This window comes from Pseudomonas sp. MT92 (assembly GCF_058792515.1).
In genome coordinates, this window is the sequence record NZ_JBXAFA010000004.1 from 410930 (window position 1) to 429558 (window position 18629).

Annotated in this window: 13 protein-coding genes; 5 read left to right on the forward strand and 8 right to left on the reverse strand. The window is 60.8% G+C overall.

The genetic code is table 11. From position 1 onward, the window contains the following. Positions 1-2 precede the first annotated feature (2 nt). Positions 3-1430, reverse strand: a complete 1428-nt coding sequence (gene arcD, locus AC1Q6D_RS10175; RefSeq protein ID WP_103405492.1) for an arginine-ornithine antiporter — start codon at positions 1428-1430, stop codon at positions 3-5. Between the two features lie 465 nt (positions 1431-1895). Here arcD (AC1Q6D_RS10175) and arcD (AC1Q6D_RS10180) point away from each other — a divergent pair, with 465 nt between their 5' ends. The 5 genes from arcD (AC1Q6D_RS10180) to AC1Q6D_RS10200 all read left to right on the forward strand — a co-directional run bounded on the left by arcD (AC1Q6D_RS10180) (position 1896) and on the right by AC1Q6D_RS10200 (position 7143). Then, a complete protein-coding gene (gene arcD, locus AC1Q6D_RS10180; RefSeq protein WP_103405493.1) occupies positions 1896-3323 on the forward strand; it encodes an arginine-ornithine antiporter in 1428 nt (475 codons plus the stop codon). A 34-nt stretch (positions 3324-3357) separates the two neighbouring features. Further along, positions 3358-4614, forward strand: a complete 1257-nt coding sequence (arcA, locus tag AC1Q6D_RS10185) for an arginine deiminase (RefSeq protein WP_103405494.1) — start codon at positions 3358-3360, stop codon at positions 4612-4614. A gap of 68 nt (positions 4615-4682) precedes the next feature. After that, positions 4683-5693: an ornithine carbamoyltransferase gene (locus AC1Q6D_RS10190; RefSeq protein ID WP_090461679.1), complete on the forward strand. Its 1011-nt coding sequence runs from the start codon at positions 4683-4685 to the stop codon at positions 5691-5693. Positions 5694-5785: 92 nt separating this feature from the next. Continuing rightward, positions 5786-6715, forward strand: a complete 930-nt coding sequence (gene arcC, locus AC1Q6D_RS10195) for a carbamate kinase (RefSeq protein ID WP_103405495.1) — start codon at positions 5786-5788, stop codon at positions 6713-6715. Between the two features lie 65 nt (positions 6716-6780). Continuing rightward, the gene (locus AC1Q6D_RS10200; protein WP_103405496.1) at positions 6781-7143 is read left to right on the forward strand and encodes a DUF5064 family protein; all 363 of its coding nucleotides are present in this window, start codon (positions 6781-6783) and stop codon (positions 7141-7143) included. Between the two features lie 138 nt (positions 7144-7281). Here AC1Q6D_RS10200 and AC1Q6D_RS10205 read toward each other — a convergent pair whose 3' ends face one another. The 7 genes from AC1Q6D_RS10205 to AC1Q6D_RS10235 form a co-directional block, all read right to left on the reverse strand. Beyond that, a complete protein-coding gene (locus AC1Q6D_RS10205) occupies positions 7282-8919 on the reverse strand; it encodes a fatty acid--CoA ligase (RefSeq protein WP_103405535.1) in 1638 nt (545 codons plus the stop codon). 51 nt (positions 8920-8970) lie between these two features. After that, positions 8971-10749 (reverse strand): acyl-CoA dehydrogenase C-terminal domain-containing protein, encoded by a 1779-nt coding sequence (locus AC1Q6D_RS10210; RefSeq protein ID WP_103405497.1) that lies wholly within the window; start codon positions 10747-10749, stop codon positions 8971-8973. A 63-nt stretch (positions 10750-10812) separates the two neighbouring features. After that, a complete protein-coding gene (locus tag AC1Q6D_RS10215) occupies positions 10813-13302 on the reverse strand; it encodes an efflux RND transporter permease subunit (RefSeq protein ID WP_103405498.1) in 2490 nt (829 codons plus the stop codon). Between the two features lie 31 nt (positions 13303-13333). Further along, positions 13334-14407, reverse strand: coding sequence for a WD40/YVTN/BNR-like repeat-containing protein (locus AC1Q6D_RS10220; protein WP_103405499.1), 1074 nt, complete (start codon positions 14405-14407; stop codon positions 13334-13336). Positions 14408-14472: 65 nt separating this feature from the next. Beyond that, positions 14473-15831 (reverse strand): DUF1329 domain-containing protein, encoded by a 1359-nt coding sequence (locus AC1Q6D_RS10225; RefSeq protein WP_103405500.1) that lies wholly within the window; start codon positions 15829-15831, stop codon positions 14473-14475. Positions 15832-15870: 39 nt separating this feature from the next. Beyond that, complete coding sequence (locus tag AC1Q6D_RS10230) at positions 15871-17886, reverse strand: DUF1302 domain-containing protein (protein WP_103405501.1); 2016 nt, start codon at positions 17884-17886, stop codon at positions 15871-15873. Positions 17887-18004: 118 nt separating this feature from the next. Continuing rightward, on the reverse strand, positions 18005-18583 hold the full coding sequence (locus AC1Q6D_RS10235; protein WP_103405502.1) for an RBBP9/YdeN family alpha/beta hydrolase: 579 nt from the start codon (positions 18581-18583) through the stop codon (positions 18005-18007). Positions 18584-18629: the final 46 nt, after the last annotated feature.

The following is an 18629-nucleotide window of genomic DNA, read 5'->3' on the forward strand; positions in this document are numbered from 1 at the left end:
CCTCATAACGACAGAAAACCGCTGTACAACCCATATCCCGCCAGGCCGGCGCCGGTGATGACACAGGTAAAAATGCCCTTCTCGAAATGGGTGAACAAAGGTTCACCCTGCTCGTGCTTGGCCTTGGCGAACAAGATCACCCCAGGTGCATACAGCAACGCCGAGAGCAGCAGGTATTTCACGCCCCCGGCATACAGCAGCCACACCGCATAACTCAACGCGATGCCGCCGATCAACAGATCCTTGGTCCGCTCCGCCGAGGCATGTTCATAGGTTTCCCCGCGCCCGCTCAACAGCACCGCATAGGCCGCCGACCACAGGTAAGGCACCAGAATCATCGAAGACGCGAGGTAGATCAGGCTGGTGTAGGTCCCTGCGGAAAACAGCGTGATCAGCAAGAAAATCTGGATCATTGAATTGGTCAGCCACAAGGCGTTGACCGGTACATGGTTGGCGTTTTCCCGGGTCAGGAACGCCGGCATGGTCTTGTCTTTGGCGGTGGCAAAGAGGATCTCCGCGCACAGCAATGCCCACGACAACAAGGCCCCAAGCAATGAGATCGCCAGGCCGACGCTGATCAGTACCGCCCCCCAATGCCCCACTACGTGCTCCAGAACAGCTGCCAGCGACGGGTTCTGCAACGTCGCCAGTTCAGGCTGGCTCATGATCCCGAGCGACAACACGTTCACCAATACCAGCAGCGCCAGGACACCGAGGAAGCCGATCACCGTCGCCCGCCCGACATCCGCACGTTTCTCTGCCCTGGCCGAATAGATGCTGGCGCCTTCAATGCCGATGAACACGAACACCGTCACCAGCATCATGTTGCGCACCTGGTCCATCACGCCGCCGAAGTCCGGATTGCTCTTGCCCCAAATGTCGCGAGTAAAGACTTCGGCCTTGAACGCCACGGCGGCAATCACAATGAACATGATCAGCGGGACGATCTTGGCCACGGTGGTCAACTGGTTGATGAACGCCGCTTCCTTGATCCCTCGCATCACCAGAAAATGCACGGCCCATAGCAGCACCGAGGCGCAGCCGATGGCGATCGGTGTATTGCCCTGGCCAAATACCGGAAAAAAATAACCGAGGGTGCTGAACAGCAATACGAAATAGCCAACGTTACCCAGCCAGGCACTGATCCAGTATCCCCAGGCCGAAGAAAACCCCATGTAGTCGCCAAACCCGGCCTTGGCGTAGGCATACACCCCGGAATTCAGTTCCGGCTTGCGATTGGCCAGGGTCTGGAACACGAAAGCCAGGGTCAACATGCCCACGGCGGTAATTGCCCAGCCAATCAGCACCGCACCGGCATGGGCGCGTTCTGCCATGTTCTGAGGCAAAGAGAAAATACCGCCACCTATCATCGAGCCCACCACCAGGGCGATCAATGCACTGAGTCGAAGCTTTTGCGTCGGTTGCGACATTCCTGAGTCTCCATGTATTTCCCGATGCGGCCGGGCTCTGGCACAGCCATCAAACCGTCACTTGGTTGGCATTAACTAAAGGGCTACAGCGTAAGTACGTTTATTAAATAACGCCAAATCGGGGACCCGTTTATTTATAGCCGATCAGAATATAGGCGCCTTGCTAAGAACACTTGGGTTGAACGAAACCGTTAATCCACAAGCGCTACTGCAATCGGACGTCGAAAATTTGCGGAAACCAAAAAACGAACTAGCGTAAAAACTCAAAGCAATACCGGGTATTGCCGTTTTTTTCTGTACAAGCCCTCTGGATAAGGCTTTTCCGGAGAAATCACTATGCCAATGAAATACGCATAAGTCCTTCAAATTACAATGGAATGTACCCATGTACTGATCTAAGTCAGATGATTGAATTGCTAACAGAACTACTCTGTTGTCTCTCTTCTCCTGCATTGGAGTCATGCAATGTCTGAATCCCCCGGAAAACTGAAACTTGGCGCACTGGTTGCCCTGGTCGTCGGCTCGATGATTGGTGGCGGCATTTTCTCTTTGCCACAAAACATGGCCGTCAGTGCTGACGTCGGCGCCATTCTGATTGGTTGGGCAATTACCGCCGTGGGCATGTTGACCCTGGCCTTCGTGTTCCAGACCCTGGCCAACCGAAAGCCTGATCTGGACGCCGGGGTTTACGCTTATGCCAAGGCCGGTTTTGGCGACTACATGGGTTTCTCGTCCGCTTGGGGATACTGGATCAGTGCCTGGCTGGGCAACGTCGGTTACTTCGTTCTGTTGTTCAGCACGCTGGGGTATTTCTTCCCGATCTTCGGTGAAGGCAATACCGTGGCCGCCGTCATCGGCGCGTCAGTGCTGCTGTGGGCCGTGCATTTCCTCGTGTTGCAGGGGATCAAGGAAGCGGCGTTCATCAACCTGGTGACCACCGTCGCCAAGGTCGTGCCGCTGATGCTGTTCATGTTGATTACCTTGTTCGCCTTCAAACTGGACATCTTTACCGCTGACATCTGGGGCCTGAAAAACCCCGACCTGGGCAGTGTGATGAACCAGGTGCGCAACATGATGCTGGTCACCGTGTGGGTGTTCATCGGCATCGAAGGCGCGAGCATTTTCTCGGCGCGGGCGGAAAAACGCACCGATGTGGGTAAAGCCACCGTGATCGGTTTCATCACCGTGCTGCTGTTCCTGGTGCTGGTGAACGTACTGTCGCTGGGCGTCATGACCCAACCGGAACTGGCCAAGCTGCAGAACCCGTCGATGGCCGCCGTGCTGGAACACGTGGTGGGCCATTGGGGCGCGGTGCTGATCAGCGTCGGCCTGGTCATCTCGCTGCTCGGTGCATTGCTGTCATGGGTGCTGCTGTGCGCGGAAATCATGTTTGCCGCGGCCAAGGACCACACCATGCCGGCGTTCCTGCGCAAGGAAAACGCCAAGAATGTACCGGTCAACGCCCTGTGGCTGACCAACGCCATGGTGCAACTGTTCCTGATCATCACCCTGTTCTCGGCCAGTACTTACCTGTCACTGATCTACCTGGCAACCTCGATGATTCTGGTGCCGTACCTGTGGTCGGCGGCCTATGCGCTGCTGTTGGCGGTACGCGGTGAGACTTATGAAAACGCGGCGGCCGAGCGCCGCAAAGACCTGCTCATCGGTGCTGTCGCCCTGATTTACGCGATCTGGCTGATCTACGCCGGCGGCGTCAAATACCTGCTGCTGTCCGCCCTGCTCTATGCCCCCGGCGTGATTCTGTTCGCCAAGGCCAAGATGGAACTCAACAAACCGGTTTTCACCAACGTCGAGAAGCTGATTTTCGCAGCCGTCGTCGTAGGCGCCCTGGTGGCGGCCTATGGGCTGTATGACGGCTTCCTGACCATGTAATAGCTGAATAATTGTCATCTGGAGGATCACGGTAATGACCACGGAAAAAGTTAAGTACGGCGTCCATTCCGAAGCCGGCAAGCTGCGCAAAGTCATGGTTTGCTCCCCCGGCCTGGCCCATCAGCGGCTGACCCCGAACAACTGTGACGAACTGCTTTTCGATGATGTGTTGTGGGTGGCACAAGCCAAGCGCGACCATTTTGACTTCGTCACCAAAATGCGAGAGCGCAACGTTGATGTGCTGGAAATGCACAACCTGTTGACCGACATCGTTGCCATTCCCGAAGCCCTGGACTGGATTCTGGAACGCAAGGTCACCGCCAATTCGGTCGGCCTGGGCCTGATCAATGAAACAAGCTCTTGGCTGCGCAGCCTGGAACCGCGCAAGATCGCCGAGTTCCTGATCGGCGGCGTGTCGGCCGATGACCTGCCGGACAGCTTCGGTGGCAAGACCATCCAGATGTTCCGCGACTTCCTCGGCCACTCCAGCTTCATTCTGCCGCCACTGCCCAACACCCAATTCACCCGCGATACCACCTGCTGGATCTACGGTGGCGTGACGCTCAACCCGATGTACTGGCCGGCGCGCCGTCAGGAAACGCTGCTGACGACCGCCATCTACAAATTCCACCCGGAGTTCACTAACGCCGACTTCCAGATCTGGTACGGCGATCCTGACCAGGAACACGGCAGCTCCACCCTTGAAGGCGGCGACGTCATGCCAATCGGCAACGGCGTGGTCTTGATCGGCATGGGTGAGCGCTCCTCCCGTCAGGCCATTGGCCAACTGGCGCTCAATCTGTTCAAGAACAAAGCCGTCGAGAAAGTGATCGTCGCCGGCCTGCCAAAATCCCGTGCAGCGATGCACCTGGACACGGTGTTCAGCTTCTGCGACCGCGACCTGGTGACCATCTTCCCGGAAGTGGTGAACCAGATCGTGGCCTTCACCCTGCGCCCGGACGAAAGCAAGCAAGGCGGCATCGACATTCGTCGCGAAGAAACCAACTTCCTCGACACCGTGGCCAAGGCCCTCAATCTGAAAGCACTGCGCGTCGTGGAAACCGGCGGCAACAGCTTCGCCGCCGAACGCGAACAGTGGGACGACGGTAACAACGTGGTCGCCATGGAACCCGGCGTGGTCATCGGCTATGACCGCAACACCTACACCAACACCCTGCTGCGCAAGGCCGGGGTCGAGGTCATCACCATCAGCGCCGGCGAACTCGGCCGCGGCCGTGGCGGTGGCCACTGCATGACCTGCCCGATCATCCGCGACCCGATCGACTACTAACCTATAGACCTCGGTCCGCACTTACCGAGTGCGGACCAAGGGGATAACCGACACCCTGGAGATCCAAAATGGCGTTCAACATCCATAACCGCAATCTGCTGAGCCTGGAACATCACACCCCTCGCGAATTGCGCTATCTGCTCGACCTGTCTCGCGACCTCAAGCGGGCCAAATACACCGGCACGGAACAGCAACACCTCAAGGGCAACAACATTGCGCTGATCTTCGAAAAGACCTCGACCCGCACCCGCTGCGCCTTCGAAGTCGCTGCTTATGATCAGGGCGCCAATGTCACCTACATCGATCCCAACTCTTCGCAGATCGGCCACAAGGAAAGCATGAAGGACACCGCCCGGGTGCTCGGGCGCATGTACGACGCCATCGAATACCGTGGCTTCAAACAGGAAATCGTCGAAGAGCTGGCCAAGTTTGCCGGCGTCCCGGTGTTCAACGGCCTGACCGATGAATATCACCCGACGCAAATGATCGCCGACGTGCTGACCATGCGTGAACACGCCGACAAGCCGATCCATGAAATCAGCTACGCCTACCTCGGGGATGCGCGTAACAACATGGGCAACTCACTGCTGCTGGTGGGTGCCAAGCTCGGTATGGACGTGCGCATTTGCGCGCCAAAAGCCCTGTGGCCGGCGGACGACCTGGTGGGTCGCTGCAAAAAATACGCGGAAGAAAGCGGTGCCCGCATCACCCTGACCGAGGACCCGAAAGCCGCTGTCAAAGGCGTGGACTTCATCCACACCGACGTTTGGGTGTCCATGGGCGAACCGGTCGAAGCCTGGGCCGAACGCATCAAGCAACTGCTGCCGTATCAGGTCAATGCCGAACTGATGAAAGCCACCGGCAACCCGCGCACCAAGTTCATGCATTGCCTGCCCGCGTTCCACAACAGCGATACCAAGGTCGGCAAGCAGATTGCCGAACAGTATCCGCACCTGGCCAACGGCATCGAAGTGACGGACGACGTGTTTGAGTCACCGGCCTGCATCGCCTTCGAGCAAGCGGAAAACCGCATGCACACCATCAAGGCGATTCTGGTGTCGACTCTGGCTGATCTGTAACAGCTGACTCGGCTCCTTGTGGGAGCTGGCTTGCCAGCTCCCACAAGGAGATCGGGTCGCCCGCTTACTTCTCTTTTTGAAGGACATGCACCATGCGAATCGTCGTTGCTCTGGGCGGTAACGCCCTGCTTCGCCGGGGTGAACCGATGACCGCTGACAATCAGCGCGCCAACATCCGGGTCGCCACCGAACAGATCGCCAAGATCCACCCCGGCAACCAACTGGTCATCGCCCACGGCAATGGCCCTCAGGTCGGCCTGCTGTCACTGCAAGCGGCGGCCTACACCTCGGTATCGCCTTATCCGCTGGACGTGCTGGGTGCCGAAACCGAAGGCATGATCGGCTACATCATCGAACAGGAACTGGGCAACCTGCTGGACTTCGAAGTGCCCTTCGCCACGCTGCTGACTCAGGTCGAAGTGGACGCCAATGACCCGGCGTTCCAGAAGCCCAGCAAACCCATCGGACCGGTGTACACCAAGGCCGAGGCGGAAAAACTTGCCGCCGAAAAAGGCTGGGCCATCGCTCCGGACGGCGACAAATTCCGCCGCGTGGTCGCCAGCCCCAGACCGAAGCGTATCTTCGAAATCCGCCCGATCAAGTGGCTGCTGGAGAAAGGCAGCATCGTGATCTGTGCCGGCGGTGGCGGTATTCCGACCCTGTACACGGCGCCCGGAAAACTCGAAGGCGTCGAAGCGGTGATCGACAAAGACCTTTGCTCGGCGCTGCTGGCCGAACAGCTGGAAAGCGATCTGCTGGTGATCGCTACAGACGTCAACGCGGCGTTTATCGACTATGGCAAACCGACCCAGAAAGCCATCGCCCAGGCGCACCCCGACGAACTGGAGCGTCTGGGCTTTGCCGCCGGGTCCATGGGGCCAAAAGTGCAGGCAGCCTGCGAGTTTGCCCGCCATACTGGAAAGGTCGCGGTGATTGGCTCACTCTCGGACATCGAAGCGATCGTCCAGGGCAAGGCCGGCACCCGCGTCAGTACGGCGACACCCGGCATCAGCTATCGATAAACGTTAAGTCGCGGGCCGGCAGCAGGCCTGCCCGCCTTCAAGGCCTGTTTGCAGGAGAGATGACAATGGCTAAGTTCGAGCCCGGTCACTTACACATCGAGCGTCACGCGCTGACCAGCGACGACGTCAGCTACAACGTGTACATCGACTATGAAGTCACTCAGGACCCCAAGGAAGGCAAGGGGATGCAGTTCAAAATGCACGGCACCATTCAGGGCAGGGAGTTCGACGAGACGTTCTATCTGCCCAAGGACCAGGCCTACAACTTCGCCAGCAACGTCACGAAAATCGCGGAGAAGTACGGCATTCCCAAGACCCACAGCCAGATCGGCTCGATCCACAAGCATTACGACCTCATGTTCGAGGATGTACGGGTGCAGCTGAACATGCAGTCAGGGGACCCGGTCAAACCCGAACATCTGGAGTGACCCACCGCCCTTGTAGGAGCGAGCCGGCTCCGGGCGGCGTTCCGACGATGAACTCGAAGACGCCACGGGTATCAGGTCCCCGCGTTTTCGTTGACCACCATCGCGAGCAGGCTCGCCCCTGCAAGGGCACATCGTCGGCTATTGGCTCAATTCCTGTTCACGGATCAGCCGCTTGTTGATCTTCCCGACACTGGTCTTGGGTATGTCGGCCACCAGCCTGATCTGCCGGGGGATCGCCCATTTGTTGATGCGGCCACTCTCGACATACCGATGCAGATGAGCCACCAGCATTTCAGCCGTGATGCCTTCTGACACCACCAGCGCCACCGGTCGTTCACCCCACTGCGGGTCCGGAACGCCCACGACCGCAACCGAGCTGACCGCCGGGTGTTCGCTGATCAGGCTCTCCAGTTCCAGCGAGCTGATCCACTCCCCGCCCGTCTTGATCACGTCTTTGATCCGGTCCTTGATCTCCACAACGCCCATGGGGTCGATGGAGCCAATGTCACCGGTATGCATCCAGCCGTTTTCCCACAGCTGCGCGCCTTGCTCGGGTGCGTTCAGGTAGCCCTGGGTCAACCAGGGCGCACGCACCACGATCTCGCCGAGCGCCTCGCCATCCTGCACCACCTCGTTGCCGCTGGCATCGATGATGCGCAAGTCGACCATCGGCACTGCCACCCCGGTCTTGATCCGAGCGGCCACCTGGTCTGGCGCCGGTTGTTCCAGCTCGGCCTCACTCAGGTGCGTCAGGCACAGCAACGGACAGGTCTCGGACATCCCGTAGCCGCTGTGCACCCGCATGCCCCGTGCGGTGGCCTGGGCGGCCAGGCCATGGGTCAAGGCGCTGCCGCCCAGGAGCATTTTCCAGCCGCGAAAGTCAGTCGCGGCGGCTTCGTCGCAACCCAGGATCATTTGCAGGATCGTTGGCACGCAATGGGAAAAACTGACCTTCTCTTCGCGGTACAACCTGACCAGGCTATTGGGCTCATAGCGCCCGGGATAAACCTGCTTGATCCCCATCAATGTCGCGACATAGGGCACGCCCCAGGCATGCACATGGAACATCGGCGTGATTGGCATGTAGACATCGTCGGAGCGCAACAATGGCAAACCCTGATACACGCCGAGGGTGCCGACGGCATTGAGCGTGTGCAAGACCAACTGGCGATGGGAAAAGTAAACGCCCTTGGGGTCGCCCGTCGTGCCGGTGGTGTAGAACAGTGTGGCGACCGAATGCTCATCGAAATCGGGGAAATCGAAGCGCGGTTCAGCCTGCGCCAACAGACGTTCATATTCCCCCAGCACCGGTAACCCAGTCGACGGCGCGTCCTGATCGGTGAGCTGAATGTAGCCTTTGACGGTTGTCAGCTGATCGTGGACCTGCTCCATCAGTGGCAGAAAATCGTCATGTACCAGCACCAGATCATCTTCGGCGTGGTTCATGGTGTAGAGAACCTGCTCCGCAGACAGACGGATATTCACCGTGTGCAACACCGCGCCAAGCATGGGCACGGCGAAAAAACACTCCAGATACCGATGGCTGTCCCAATCCAGCAGGGCCACGGTATCACCGGCCTTGACGCCCGCTTGCGTGAGCGCGTTGGCCAATCGCTGGATGCGCTCATTCAGTGTCCGGTAGCTGTAGCGCAGCTTGTCCGCGTAGACAATTTCCTGATCGGGCGCATAGCGTGCGCCCGAGAGCAACAGGCTCTTGATCAACAAGGGGTAGCTATAAGCGCCTGGTGCGGGGGCGAGTATTTTTGTTTTCACCACGGTGAAGTCTTCCTGATGCGGTTGATTGGAGGTCATCTCCGGTTCACGGGGTCAGAACTGATCGGCGTCGAGCAAGTACAGCGAATCGCTACCGGCCTTGACCGACGCGGCCAGCGACTGAACGCGCGGCAGCAGGCGGGCGAAGTAGAACCGCGCCGTGCCCAGTTTGCTGGCGTAGAAGTCGTCCTGCGCTTCCCTGCTCACCGAAGCCTTGGCCATCAGCGCCCACATGTAGGCGTAGGCGGTGTAGCCGAAGGCGTGCAGGTACTCGACCGACGCCGCGCCGATTTCGTTGGGATTGTTTTTCGAACGGTCGAGCAGCCATGCCGTGAGTTCGTCGAGGTTGTCCAGGGCGCTGTTCAACGGTCTGGTGAACTCCGCGAGGTCGGCGCAAGCGGTGGCGGTGAAATGGCGAATCTCGTCAGCGAACAGTTTGTACAGCTCACCGCCAGTGCCCACCACTTTGCGTCCAACCAGGTCCAGCGCCTGAATGCCGTTGGTGCCTTCGTAGATCTGGGTGATACGCACGTCGCGCACCAGTTGCTCCTGGCCCCATTCGCGGATGTAACCGTGGCCGCCGAAGATCTGCTGGCCATGAATCGTGGTCTCCAGCCCCATATCGGTGAGGAACGCCTTGGCCACCGGGGTCAGCAACGCCACCAGGCCTTCCGCGCGCTGGCGGGTTGCGGTGTCTTCGCTGAATCTGGCGGTGTCCAGTTGCATGGCCACGTACGTCGAGAAGGCGCGCCCGCCTTCGTTTGCGGCTTTCATGGTCAGCAGCATGCGCCGCACGTCCGGGTGGACGATGATCGGGTCGGCCACGGTGTCCTTGCTCTGCGCGCCGCTCGGCGAACGGCTTTGCAGACGATCACGGGCGTATTCAACGGCGTTCTGATACGAACGCTCACCCGTGGCCAGGCCTTGAATGCCGACACCCAGACGCTCGTAGTTCATCATGGTGAACATCGCCGCCAGGCCCCTGTTCGGCGCATCGACGATCCAGCCGGTGGCGCCGTCAAAGTTCATCACACAGGTGGCGGAGGCCTTGATCCCCATCTTGTGTTCGATCGAACCACAGGACAGCGCGTTTCGCGGCCCCAGGCTGCCATCGGCATTGACCATGAACTTCGGCACCAGGAACAGCGAAATGCCCTTCGGCCCCGCCGGGGCATCCGGCAGTTTGGCCAGCACCAGGTGAATGATGTTTTCGGTCAGGTCTTGCTCGCCACCGGTGATGAAGATCTTGGTGCCGCTGACCTTGTAGGAGCCATCGGCCTGAGGCTCGGCCTTGGTGCGGATGATGCCCAGGTCGGTGCCCGCGTGCGGTTCGGTCAGGCACATGGAACCGGCCCAGACACCGGCGTACAGGTTCGGCAGGAAGGCGGATTTCAGTTCTTCGCTGGCATGGGCCTTGATCGCCAGACAGGCCCCAGCGGTGAGCATCGGATACAGACCGAAAGACAGATTGGCACCGTTGACCATTTCCTCGACCTGCGCACCGATCACCTTGGGCATGCCCATGCCGCCGTAGGCCGGGTCACCACCGACACCGCCCCAGCCGCCTTCGGCAAAGGCGCGATAGGCCTGCGCAAAACCGTCAGGGGTGGACACTTCGCCGTTGTTCCAGGCGCAACCCTGCTCGTCGCCACTGCGACTGAGCGGTGCGATCAGTTCTGCACTGATCTTGCCGGCTTCTTCAAGGATCGCATTGGCGGTTTCTTCATCCACCACCTCGGCCAGCGCCGGCATCGCCGCCCACAGGCGGGAGACTTTGAAAACTTCATTGAGTACGAACCGGATATCGCGCAGGGGCGCTTTGTAGTCAGCCATATTTGAAATACTCAGGCAATGTCAGGGCATTCAACATGCCCTGGTCAATGGAAGTGCGAAGGGTTAATGGTTTGCGCCCACAAGCTCAGCCGTGCGTTCGCTGGTGCTTGCGGGTACGGGGGTGATGTTGCGCAGCAGGAAACAGGACAGCGCCGGGATCAGGATCAAGGCGCCGAGCATGTTCCAGATGAACATGAAGGTCAGCAGGATGCCCATGTCGGCCTGGAACTTGATCGGCGACCAGGCCCAGCACACCACACCTGCCGCCAGGGTGATGCCGACCAGCCCCACCACCCGGCCAGTGAAGGACACGGCATTACGGTAGGCCTGTGCCAACGGCATGCCCTGGCGCTGGTAGTGCAACTGCACGCTGAGCAAATACAGCGCGTAGTCGACGCCGATCCCGACCCCCAGCGCGATCACCGGCAGCGTCGCGACCTTGACGCCGATTCCCATGATGACCATCAACGCCTCGCAGAGAATCGACGTCAGCACCAGCGGCAACAGCGCCACCAGCGTGGCACGCCAGCTGCGGAAGGTGATCAGGCAGAACAGCGTCACTGCTGCATAGACGTACAGCAGCATCGTGTGGTTGGCCTCGCGCACGACGATATTGGTCGCCGCTTCGATACCGGCGGTGCCGGCAGCCAGCAGGAACTGGCGGTCCGGGGTGCTGTTTTCCCGGGCGAACTTGTCGGCGATGGCGACCACCGCGTCCAGCGTCTCGGCCTTGTGGTCCTTGAGGAAAGCGATCACCGGCATCACCGAACAGTCGGTGTTGAACAGTTCCGGGGCATTGACCGAGGCCTGCTGCGCCGCGTAGTTCAGCACGTTCTGGTTGCGCTGGATGCTGTTGAGCTTGGGATTGCCCTCGAACGATCCGGCGGTGATCTGCCGGACCGCGTTGACCAGCGAAGAGGTCGCTTGCACACCGGGGTATTGCTGCAGTGCCCAGGCCAGGCGGTCGGCCAGAATCAGCGTCTGATAATTGAGGCAACCTTCGGGTGCGGTCTTGATCATCACCGCGAACAGATCACTGGACAGCGCATAGTGGCTGGTGATGTAGGCGTTATCGCGGTTATAGCGCGAGTCGGCGCGCAGCTCCGGGGCGCCGCTGTCGAGGTCGCCGATCTGCAGGTGCTGACTGACCATGAAGCCCGCGATGCCCAGCGCCACGGCGCCGAGCACGATGCCCGTGGCCCACTTGCGCGTGGTGAAGCGGTCGAGAAAATCCCACAGTTTGCCGAAGCCACGGCTTTCGTCGGCGCGGGTGTCGATCTTCAACGCGCGCTCGGCGGCCTTGCGCCCGACACCGATGTAGGACAGCGCCACCGGCATCAGTAGCAGCGAGGTGAAGATCAACACGGCCACGCCGATGCTGGCGGTGATGGCCAGGTCCTGGATCACCGGAATGTCGATCAGCATCAGCACCGCGAAACCCACCGCGTCAGCCAGCAACGCGGTGACCCCGGCAATGAACAAACGGCGGAAGGTGTAGCGCGCCGCGATCAGTTTATGGGTGCCACGGGCGATGTCCTGCATGATGCCGTTCATCTTCTGCGCCGCGTGGGAGACACCGATGGCGAAGATCAGGAACGGCACCAGCACCGAGTACGGATCGATGGCATAGCCCAGCCAGGCGACAATGCCCAATTGCCAGACCACCGCCGTCAGCGAACAGAAGATCACCAGCAGCGTACTGCGCAGGCAGCGGGTGTAGAGGTAAATGATGACGAACGAGGTGACCACGGCCAGGCCGAAAAACATCATCACCTGGATCAGGCCGTCGATCAGGTCGCCGATCAACTTGGCAAAACCGATCACCCGCACCTTGTATTTGCCCTTGCCCTCCTCCCCGGCCTTGCGGGCCTTGCTGTCGCCGGCAAACTCGATCTTGTCACGCAGCTGTTGTTCGAGCAGCTGCGCGAACGGGTAGTAATTGATGCCGTGGCCGGTCGCCGAGGCTTTGTCCAGCAGCGGCACGATCAACATGGTCGATTTGAAATCGCTGGCCACCAGGCTGCCGACGATGCCGGCGCGGTTGATGTTCTGGCGCAGCTGTTCGATGTCTGCGGGCGAACCCTGGTACGCATCGGGCATCACCGGGCCGCCCTGGAAGCCTTCCTCGGTGACTTCATTCCAGCGTACCGAAGGGCTCCACAAGGACTTCATCCAGGCGCGGTCGACGCCTTCGGTGAGGAACAGGTCGTCGTTGACCTGCTTGAGCACGGCCAGATAGTCGGGGTCGAAGATGTCGCCCTGGGTGTTTTCCACCACCACCCGCACCGAGCTGCCCAGGCCGCGCAACGATTGGCGGTTCTCGAGGAAGTTCTGAATGTAGGGCTGGCTCTGCGGAATCATTTTTTCGAAGCTGGGGCGCAGCTCCAGGCGAGTGGCCGCCATGTAGCCCAGCACCAGGGTGATCAAGGCCATGACCAGCATGAACAGCGGACGGTAGTTGAAGACCCAGCGCTCCAGGCGGTTGCCGGAGTTCCGATCGAAGTCACGCATGTGGCGGATCACCGGCATGGTGTCTTGCTTGAGGTTGCCCATGTCAGGGTTCTCGCTCTAGTGAATCCAGTTTTTATTTGACGTCGAGTGCGCGCACGCCACGGCTGCCGACCAATACCAGCCCGCCGTTGGGAGCTGTGATCGCGCCGGCGGCCGGCGACATGTCTTTTCGGGGCTGCGGCTGGAGGCGCGCGCCATCGTCGGTGCTAACCAATAACTGTCCTGCCTGGCTCAACAGTCGGTAGTGCCCTTCGGCATCCAGAGTGGCCGCCGTGAGGCTGACTTGCAGGCCGGTACTGAGCGCCGTCCAGCTGGCGCCACCGTCGACGCTGCGGAACACGTGCCCGCGCAGGCCATACACCAGCACTTCGCCGGGCTTGCCGATCACACCGAAAAAGCTGCCCTGATAGGGCGAATCCAGCGCCACGAAACGCTGCTTGGGTTCATCCCATTTGAGCAGCAGCCCCTGTTCGCCAACGATGAACAGCCCGTCCCCGGTGGAGGCGATGGCGTTGAGGTGCAGACTTTGCGGGTTATCGGTGCGGTCCTGAAACGGTGTCCAGTGCTGACCGCCATCCTCGGTACGCAGAATCAGATTGAACACGCCCACCACATAGCCGACTTTTTCATTGGCGAACCAGACGTCGAGCAGCGGCTTGTCGGCGCCCTCCTCGACCAGCCGCTGACCATCCGCGGCCAGCTGCGCCCATTGTTCGTTGGCCGGTTCGGCACTGGCCAGCGCACTGTAATGCTTGACCAGCAAGGCACCGATCTGGCGGCCGTCCAGTTGCTTGTTCCAGGTCGCGCCGGCATCGCTGCTGTGCAGGATCACGCCGTCGTTACCAACTGCCCAGCCCTGGGTAGGCGAAGGGAAGCTCACGGCGTTGAGGTCGGCGCTGACCGGCACGGCGGCCTGCTGCCAGGCGTTGCCGTTGTCATCGGAATAGAGAATGTGGCCTCGCTGCCCGACCGCGACCAGTCGTTCACCCGCACGGGCCGCGCCGAGCAACGGGCTGTGCGCGGCCAGGGCGCTGGGCCTGGCTGGCAGGTCCAGCACGTCGACGTAACCGGCCGCCAGGGTGAAGCCCTGTAGCACAGCCAGTGTGGCGCCCAGCGCCCACTGCAGGTACTTCTTGTACGAACACATACTGCGTCCTCTTGGAAAGACCGCGCCGGGCGCACCTCATGCGCACCCGGCGTCGAACAAGGCGCTTAGCGAATGCCGGCGCCTGCCAGGGACTCCGGCGACCACTGCGCCTTGGACAGCGAGTCGATGTAGCGGATACCGCCGTAAGGCCCGACCACACCGTTGATGTTGTAGGAACCGCCGACCAGGTCGTAAATCATGAAGGGCGTGGAGTCCGGCACTTGCTTGTCATAGCTCTGGCTGAGGAAGGCAAAGGAGCCACGGTAGAGCTGACCCCGTGCGTCGTATTGGTCGGAGGCCAGAGCGGCCCAGCTGTCTTCATCCAGGTAGAAGCGACGCTTCTGGTAGACATGGCGTGCGCCGGCCTTGAGGTTGCCCTCGACCACCCACACGCGGTGTTTCTCCCAGCGCACGAAATCGGGGGCCAGGTGGTTCGGCGTGGTCAGGCTTTTCGGGTCCTGGGCGTAGGTCAGCTTGTAGGTGTTGTACGGCACGATCATTTCCTGCTTGCCGACCAGCTTCCAGTCGTAGCGATCCAGCGCGCCGTTGAACACAAACACGTCGTCGTAAGTACCGGCGCCGGCGGTACCCGGGTTCGGCGTGTCGTAGGCCAGGTTCGGTGCCAGCTTGACGCGACGCTGGCCCGGCAGGTACTGCCAGGCGCGGCGCGGCTGCTGCAGCGGGTTGGCGGCGTCCTGGAGCATGATCGACTCACCGGCGCGGCGTGCCGGCCCGGTGTAATACAGCTTCATCTGGTAGTACACGTCGGCACTGCTGATGGTCTGCGCCAGGTTTTCGTAGATCGGGTACGTGATGAACGCCTGCCCGGTGGTCGCCAGGCTCGGTACACCGGCCGAGTCGACGTTCCAGGAGTCGTACTTGGAGTTGATGTTGACGCCCTGATAACGCAGCAGGAAGTTCCACATCGCCTCGCTGCCCGATTGCGGGATCGGGAACGGCACGCCCGGCAAGACGTTGTCGATGGCCAGGCCACCTTCAAGGGACTTGGCGCCGCTGGCGTTCTTCACGCTGTTGTCCAGCACCGCCTGGGGCAATGCAACGGTGCGGTGGGTCGGGTAGACATCCACACGGAAGGTCGGGAAACGCTTGGCCAGCTCCACGGTGGTGGCAGTGAGCATGCCTTTGTACTGATCAACGTTTTTGCCGTCGATGACCAGTACCGGCTTTTCACTGGCGAAGGGGTCCGGGCGCATGCTGTCGCCTGCCTTGAAGCTGGCCGGGGCCGTGGTCAGCCCGCCAGCATAGGCGGGAATGGCACCATCGGCGCTGGCGGCCTTTTCGGCCCCCACCAGGGTCAGGCTGCTGCCCAGTTTGGCGGCCTCCTGAGTCGAAACGGCGGCCTGCGCCTGGGCGCCAATGGCCATGACCAGGGAAGCGGCCAGCAAGGTTTGCACGAATTTCATGGGGTCATACTCCTGCTTAGTGACTAAGCATTGGGTGAATCAAAAGGTGGTTTTCAGCGTCAGGTACAGGGCGCCACGGTCTTCGGTGGTCGCGCCGCCACCCGAGAAGGCTGAATAGCCACCGGCGTAGCACGCATAGTTTTCGTTACCGCTGAAGGCGTTCGGCGTGGAGCCATCGCCGCTTCCGGCATTGGCAGCGCCGGTGCTGTTGCCGCTGACATTGCACTTGTCGGTCTTGCCGAAGGAGTCCACGTACTTGAGGTCGACGAAGTACTTGTTGTAAACCGCGGCACCGACGCCGAACGCGTAGTTGCCGGTGTCCTTGGCGCCGCCGCCGGAGACCGGGGACACGCCAGCGAGGCCGACGTTGACCGACATCGGCAGAGTCATGTCGACGCCCGGAAACACCTGATACCAGGTCGGGGTGAAGTTGACGGCAATGCCCCAGTTGTCGCGGGTCGGCGCATCGATACCGCGATAGGTGCTCTTGCCTTTGTAGAGCGCCTCGTTCTTGCTATCGAGCTTGAGCAGGTTGCTGTAATACAGCTCGGCGAGCAGGGTCGCCGAATCGTATACCGGCGTTTTCGGCAGGCTCATCAGACCGTTGAGTGTCCAGTGCAGCGTGTCACCGGTGGCGCTCATGCTGTCGCCATCGTGCGGGGTGTCATAGATCACGCCGCTGGCCGCCGAACGCGCCGGCAACAGGCCAAGACCCTGCCCCAGTCCGAGCGGGCTGGTGCTGCTGACAATCGCCGGAATACTGGCCAGGGGCATGTTGTGCCGGATGTTCAGGTCACTGCCGACGCTGATGCCGCCGATGTCCTTGGACAGGCTCAAGCCGAAGATGTCGATCTTGTCGGAATAGGCCAGTTGATAGGTGGCGGTGCTCAGGGAGTTCAGAGTATTGACCACCGCCGGCACCTGGCCCGCTGGCCGCGTACCGTTCGGGTTGACCGAGCTCACGCCTCGGGCGTCGAGCCAGGCTTGCGGCAAGATGTCCGACGTCTGGCGGTAGTAGAAGCCCAGCGTACCGTCCAGCCAGGCGGGCGACCATTTGGCCATGACGCCCCAATCGCCTGAATTGCGCGGCGTCAGATCATCCCCGCGGCGCACGTTGGTCAGGCCGTTGCAAGGCGCGATGCCACAACCGAGCGGGCTGCCCGGCGTCACGGAGTTGGTATTGCCCAGCAGGAACGACTGCGCGCCGAAGCCCACCAGGTCGGAACCGCCATAGTAGGTCCCGGCCTCGGGCAGGCGCGCCGCATCCCAATCGAGGAAATACTGGGCGCCTACCGTCAATTCCGGATTGAGGGTGAAGGTCATCGAAAGCTGATTGCGAGGAACGAACAGTTCCTTGGCCTCGGTCCCCGGCGATGCGGCCAGCTTGGCCAGGTCCAGGCCGGACTGGCCGTAGCTGATCGAATGCACCGGGTTGAGGATGGTTTCACCCCAGAACACGTTGTGTTGCCCGGCCTTGACGCTGAACATCGATTCATCGCCCACTTCGGTGCTGTAGAACACGAAGGCGTCGAGGATTTCCCCGGAAGGTCCGTTGTAATAACGCTGGGCATAGTTGCTCAGGTGCGGGCTGCCGAAGCCGACGTTGTCGTTGGTAACCGCCGCCAGGCGCGGGTCATTGGCGACCAGGCCGGAAGTGCCGCCATTGCCGTTGACGAACGGGTTGGAATTGGAACCGGTGTTTTCATACGCCTTGTCGTACCAGCTCGCGGCACTGACCCGAAAGCCCATGCTCTGCTGGTAGACCACATCCATTTCGGTCAACAGATCGACGCGGTTGGTGATGTTGGTCCCGGCCTTGCGAAAGTTGTAATCGCCGTCGTTATTGTTGGGGGTCGCCAACAGGCGCTTGTCGGCACCTTCGGTGCGCACGCCGTAGTTGTACTTCACGGTGTTATCGAAACGCACCGACCAGTCAGGGTTGCCGGTATCCACCTCGACGGCGTGAGCGACCGGCATGGACGCCGCCAGAATGGCCAGGGCCAACAGACTGTGTCGCGAAGGAAGTGTGTGGCTGTGACTCTTATTGTTATGCATTACGTTGTCTCCGCCATGTTGTACTTGTTTTTTAAGCGCAGCTTTCCTTGCACAGGCCCTGCTGAGAGGCCTGCGTTTTTTCACGCGTTAGAGCAATTCCCGGACGGATCGCGTCCGGTCAGGTGCCTGACTGGCGATCCAGTTCCAGAATCAGGGCTTCGGCTAGCGGCCAGTGGCCGAAGCCCGAAGCAGGATTGAGATGGCCGACCTCGCCGAGGTTGACCAGTTCGCTGCCCCAGTCGCGGGCCATGCGGGTGACGGCCTCGAGGCTGGCCAGGTGATCGTTGGTGCTGCCCGCCACGAGGCTGCGAAACGGCAGCGCACCGGCAGGCAGAGGGGCCCAGCCGTTGGCTTTGAGGGTTTCAGGGGACGGGTAGTTTGCCGGCCAGGTGGCATTGAGGTCCGGCGGCGCGGCCAGCAGAGCGCCCTTGATCGAGCCGCTGTGGCGGGCGGCCCAGTGGGCGACCATCAGCACGCCGGCGCTATGGGCAACGAGAATCACCGGGCCGTCGATTTGTTCCAGTTCATGCTGGATCGCCCGGACCCGGGCAGCGCAGTCGAGCTTGTCGGTCTGGAGAGGCGGTACACTGCGCACATTGCTTAAACGGGCCTCAAGCAGCGTTTGCCAATGCTCGGCAACGTGGTCACGCAGGCCCGGTACGATTAGAACGGTTGCGGCAGTTTGCAGTTTGTTCACTTGAACACCCTCACCTTCTCGGTAGCTCGCCTGGCTGTTTCGCCAG

Coding starts and splice junctions, on each gene's coding strand:
- AC1Q6D_RS10230 (WP_103405501.1), bottom strand. CDS start 17,886: ATGCATAACAATAAGAGTCACAGCCACACACTTCCTTCGCGACACAGT.
- AC1Q6D_RS10200 (WP_103405496.1), top strand. CDS start 6,781: ATGGCTAAGTTCGAGCCCGGTCACTTACACATCGAGCGTCACGCGCTG.
- AC1Q6D_RS10215 (WP_103405498.1), bottom strand. CDS start 13,302: ATGGGCAACCTCAAGCAAGACACCATGCCGGTGATCCGCCACATGCGT.
- arcC (WP_103405495.1), top strand. CDS start 5,786: ATGCGAATCGTCGTTGCTCTGGGCGGTAACGCCCTGCTTCGCCGGGGT.
- AC1Q6D_RS10210 (WP_103405497.1), bottom strand. CDS start 10,749: ATGGCTGACTACAAAGCGCCCCTGCGCGATATCCGGTTCGTACTCAAT.
- AC1Q6D_RS10190 (WP_090461679.1), top strand. CDS start 4,683: ATGGCGTTCAACATCCATAACCGCAATCTGCTGAGCCTGGAACATCAC.
- arcD (WP_103405493.1), top strand. CDS start 1,896: ATGTCTGAATCCCCCGGAAAACTGAAACTTGGCGCACTGGTTGCCCTG.
- AC1Q6D_RS10220 (WP_103405499.1), bottom strand. CDS start 14,407: ATGTGTTCGTACAAGAAGTACCTGCAGTGGGCGCTGGGCGCCACACTG.
- AC1Q6D_RS10225 (WP_103405500.1), bottom strand. CDS start 15,831: ATGAAATTCGTGCAAACCTTGCTGGCCGCTTCCCTGGTCATGGCCATT.
- arcA (WP_103405494.1), top strand. CDS start 3,358: ATGACCACGGAAAAAGTTAAGTACGGCGTCCATTCCGAAGCCGGCAAG.
- arcD (WP_103405492.1), bottom strand. CDS start 1,430: ATGTCGCAACCGACGCAAAAGCTTCGACTCAGTGCATTGATCGCCCTG.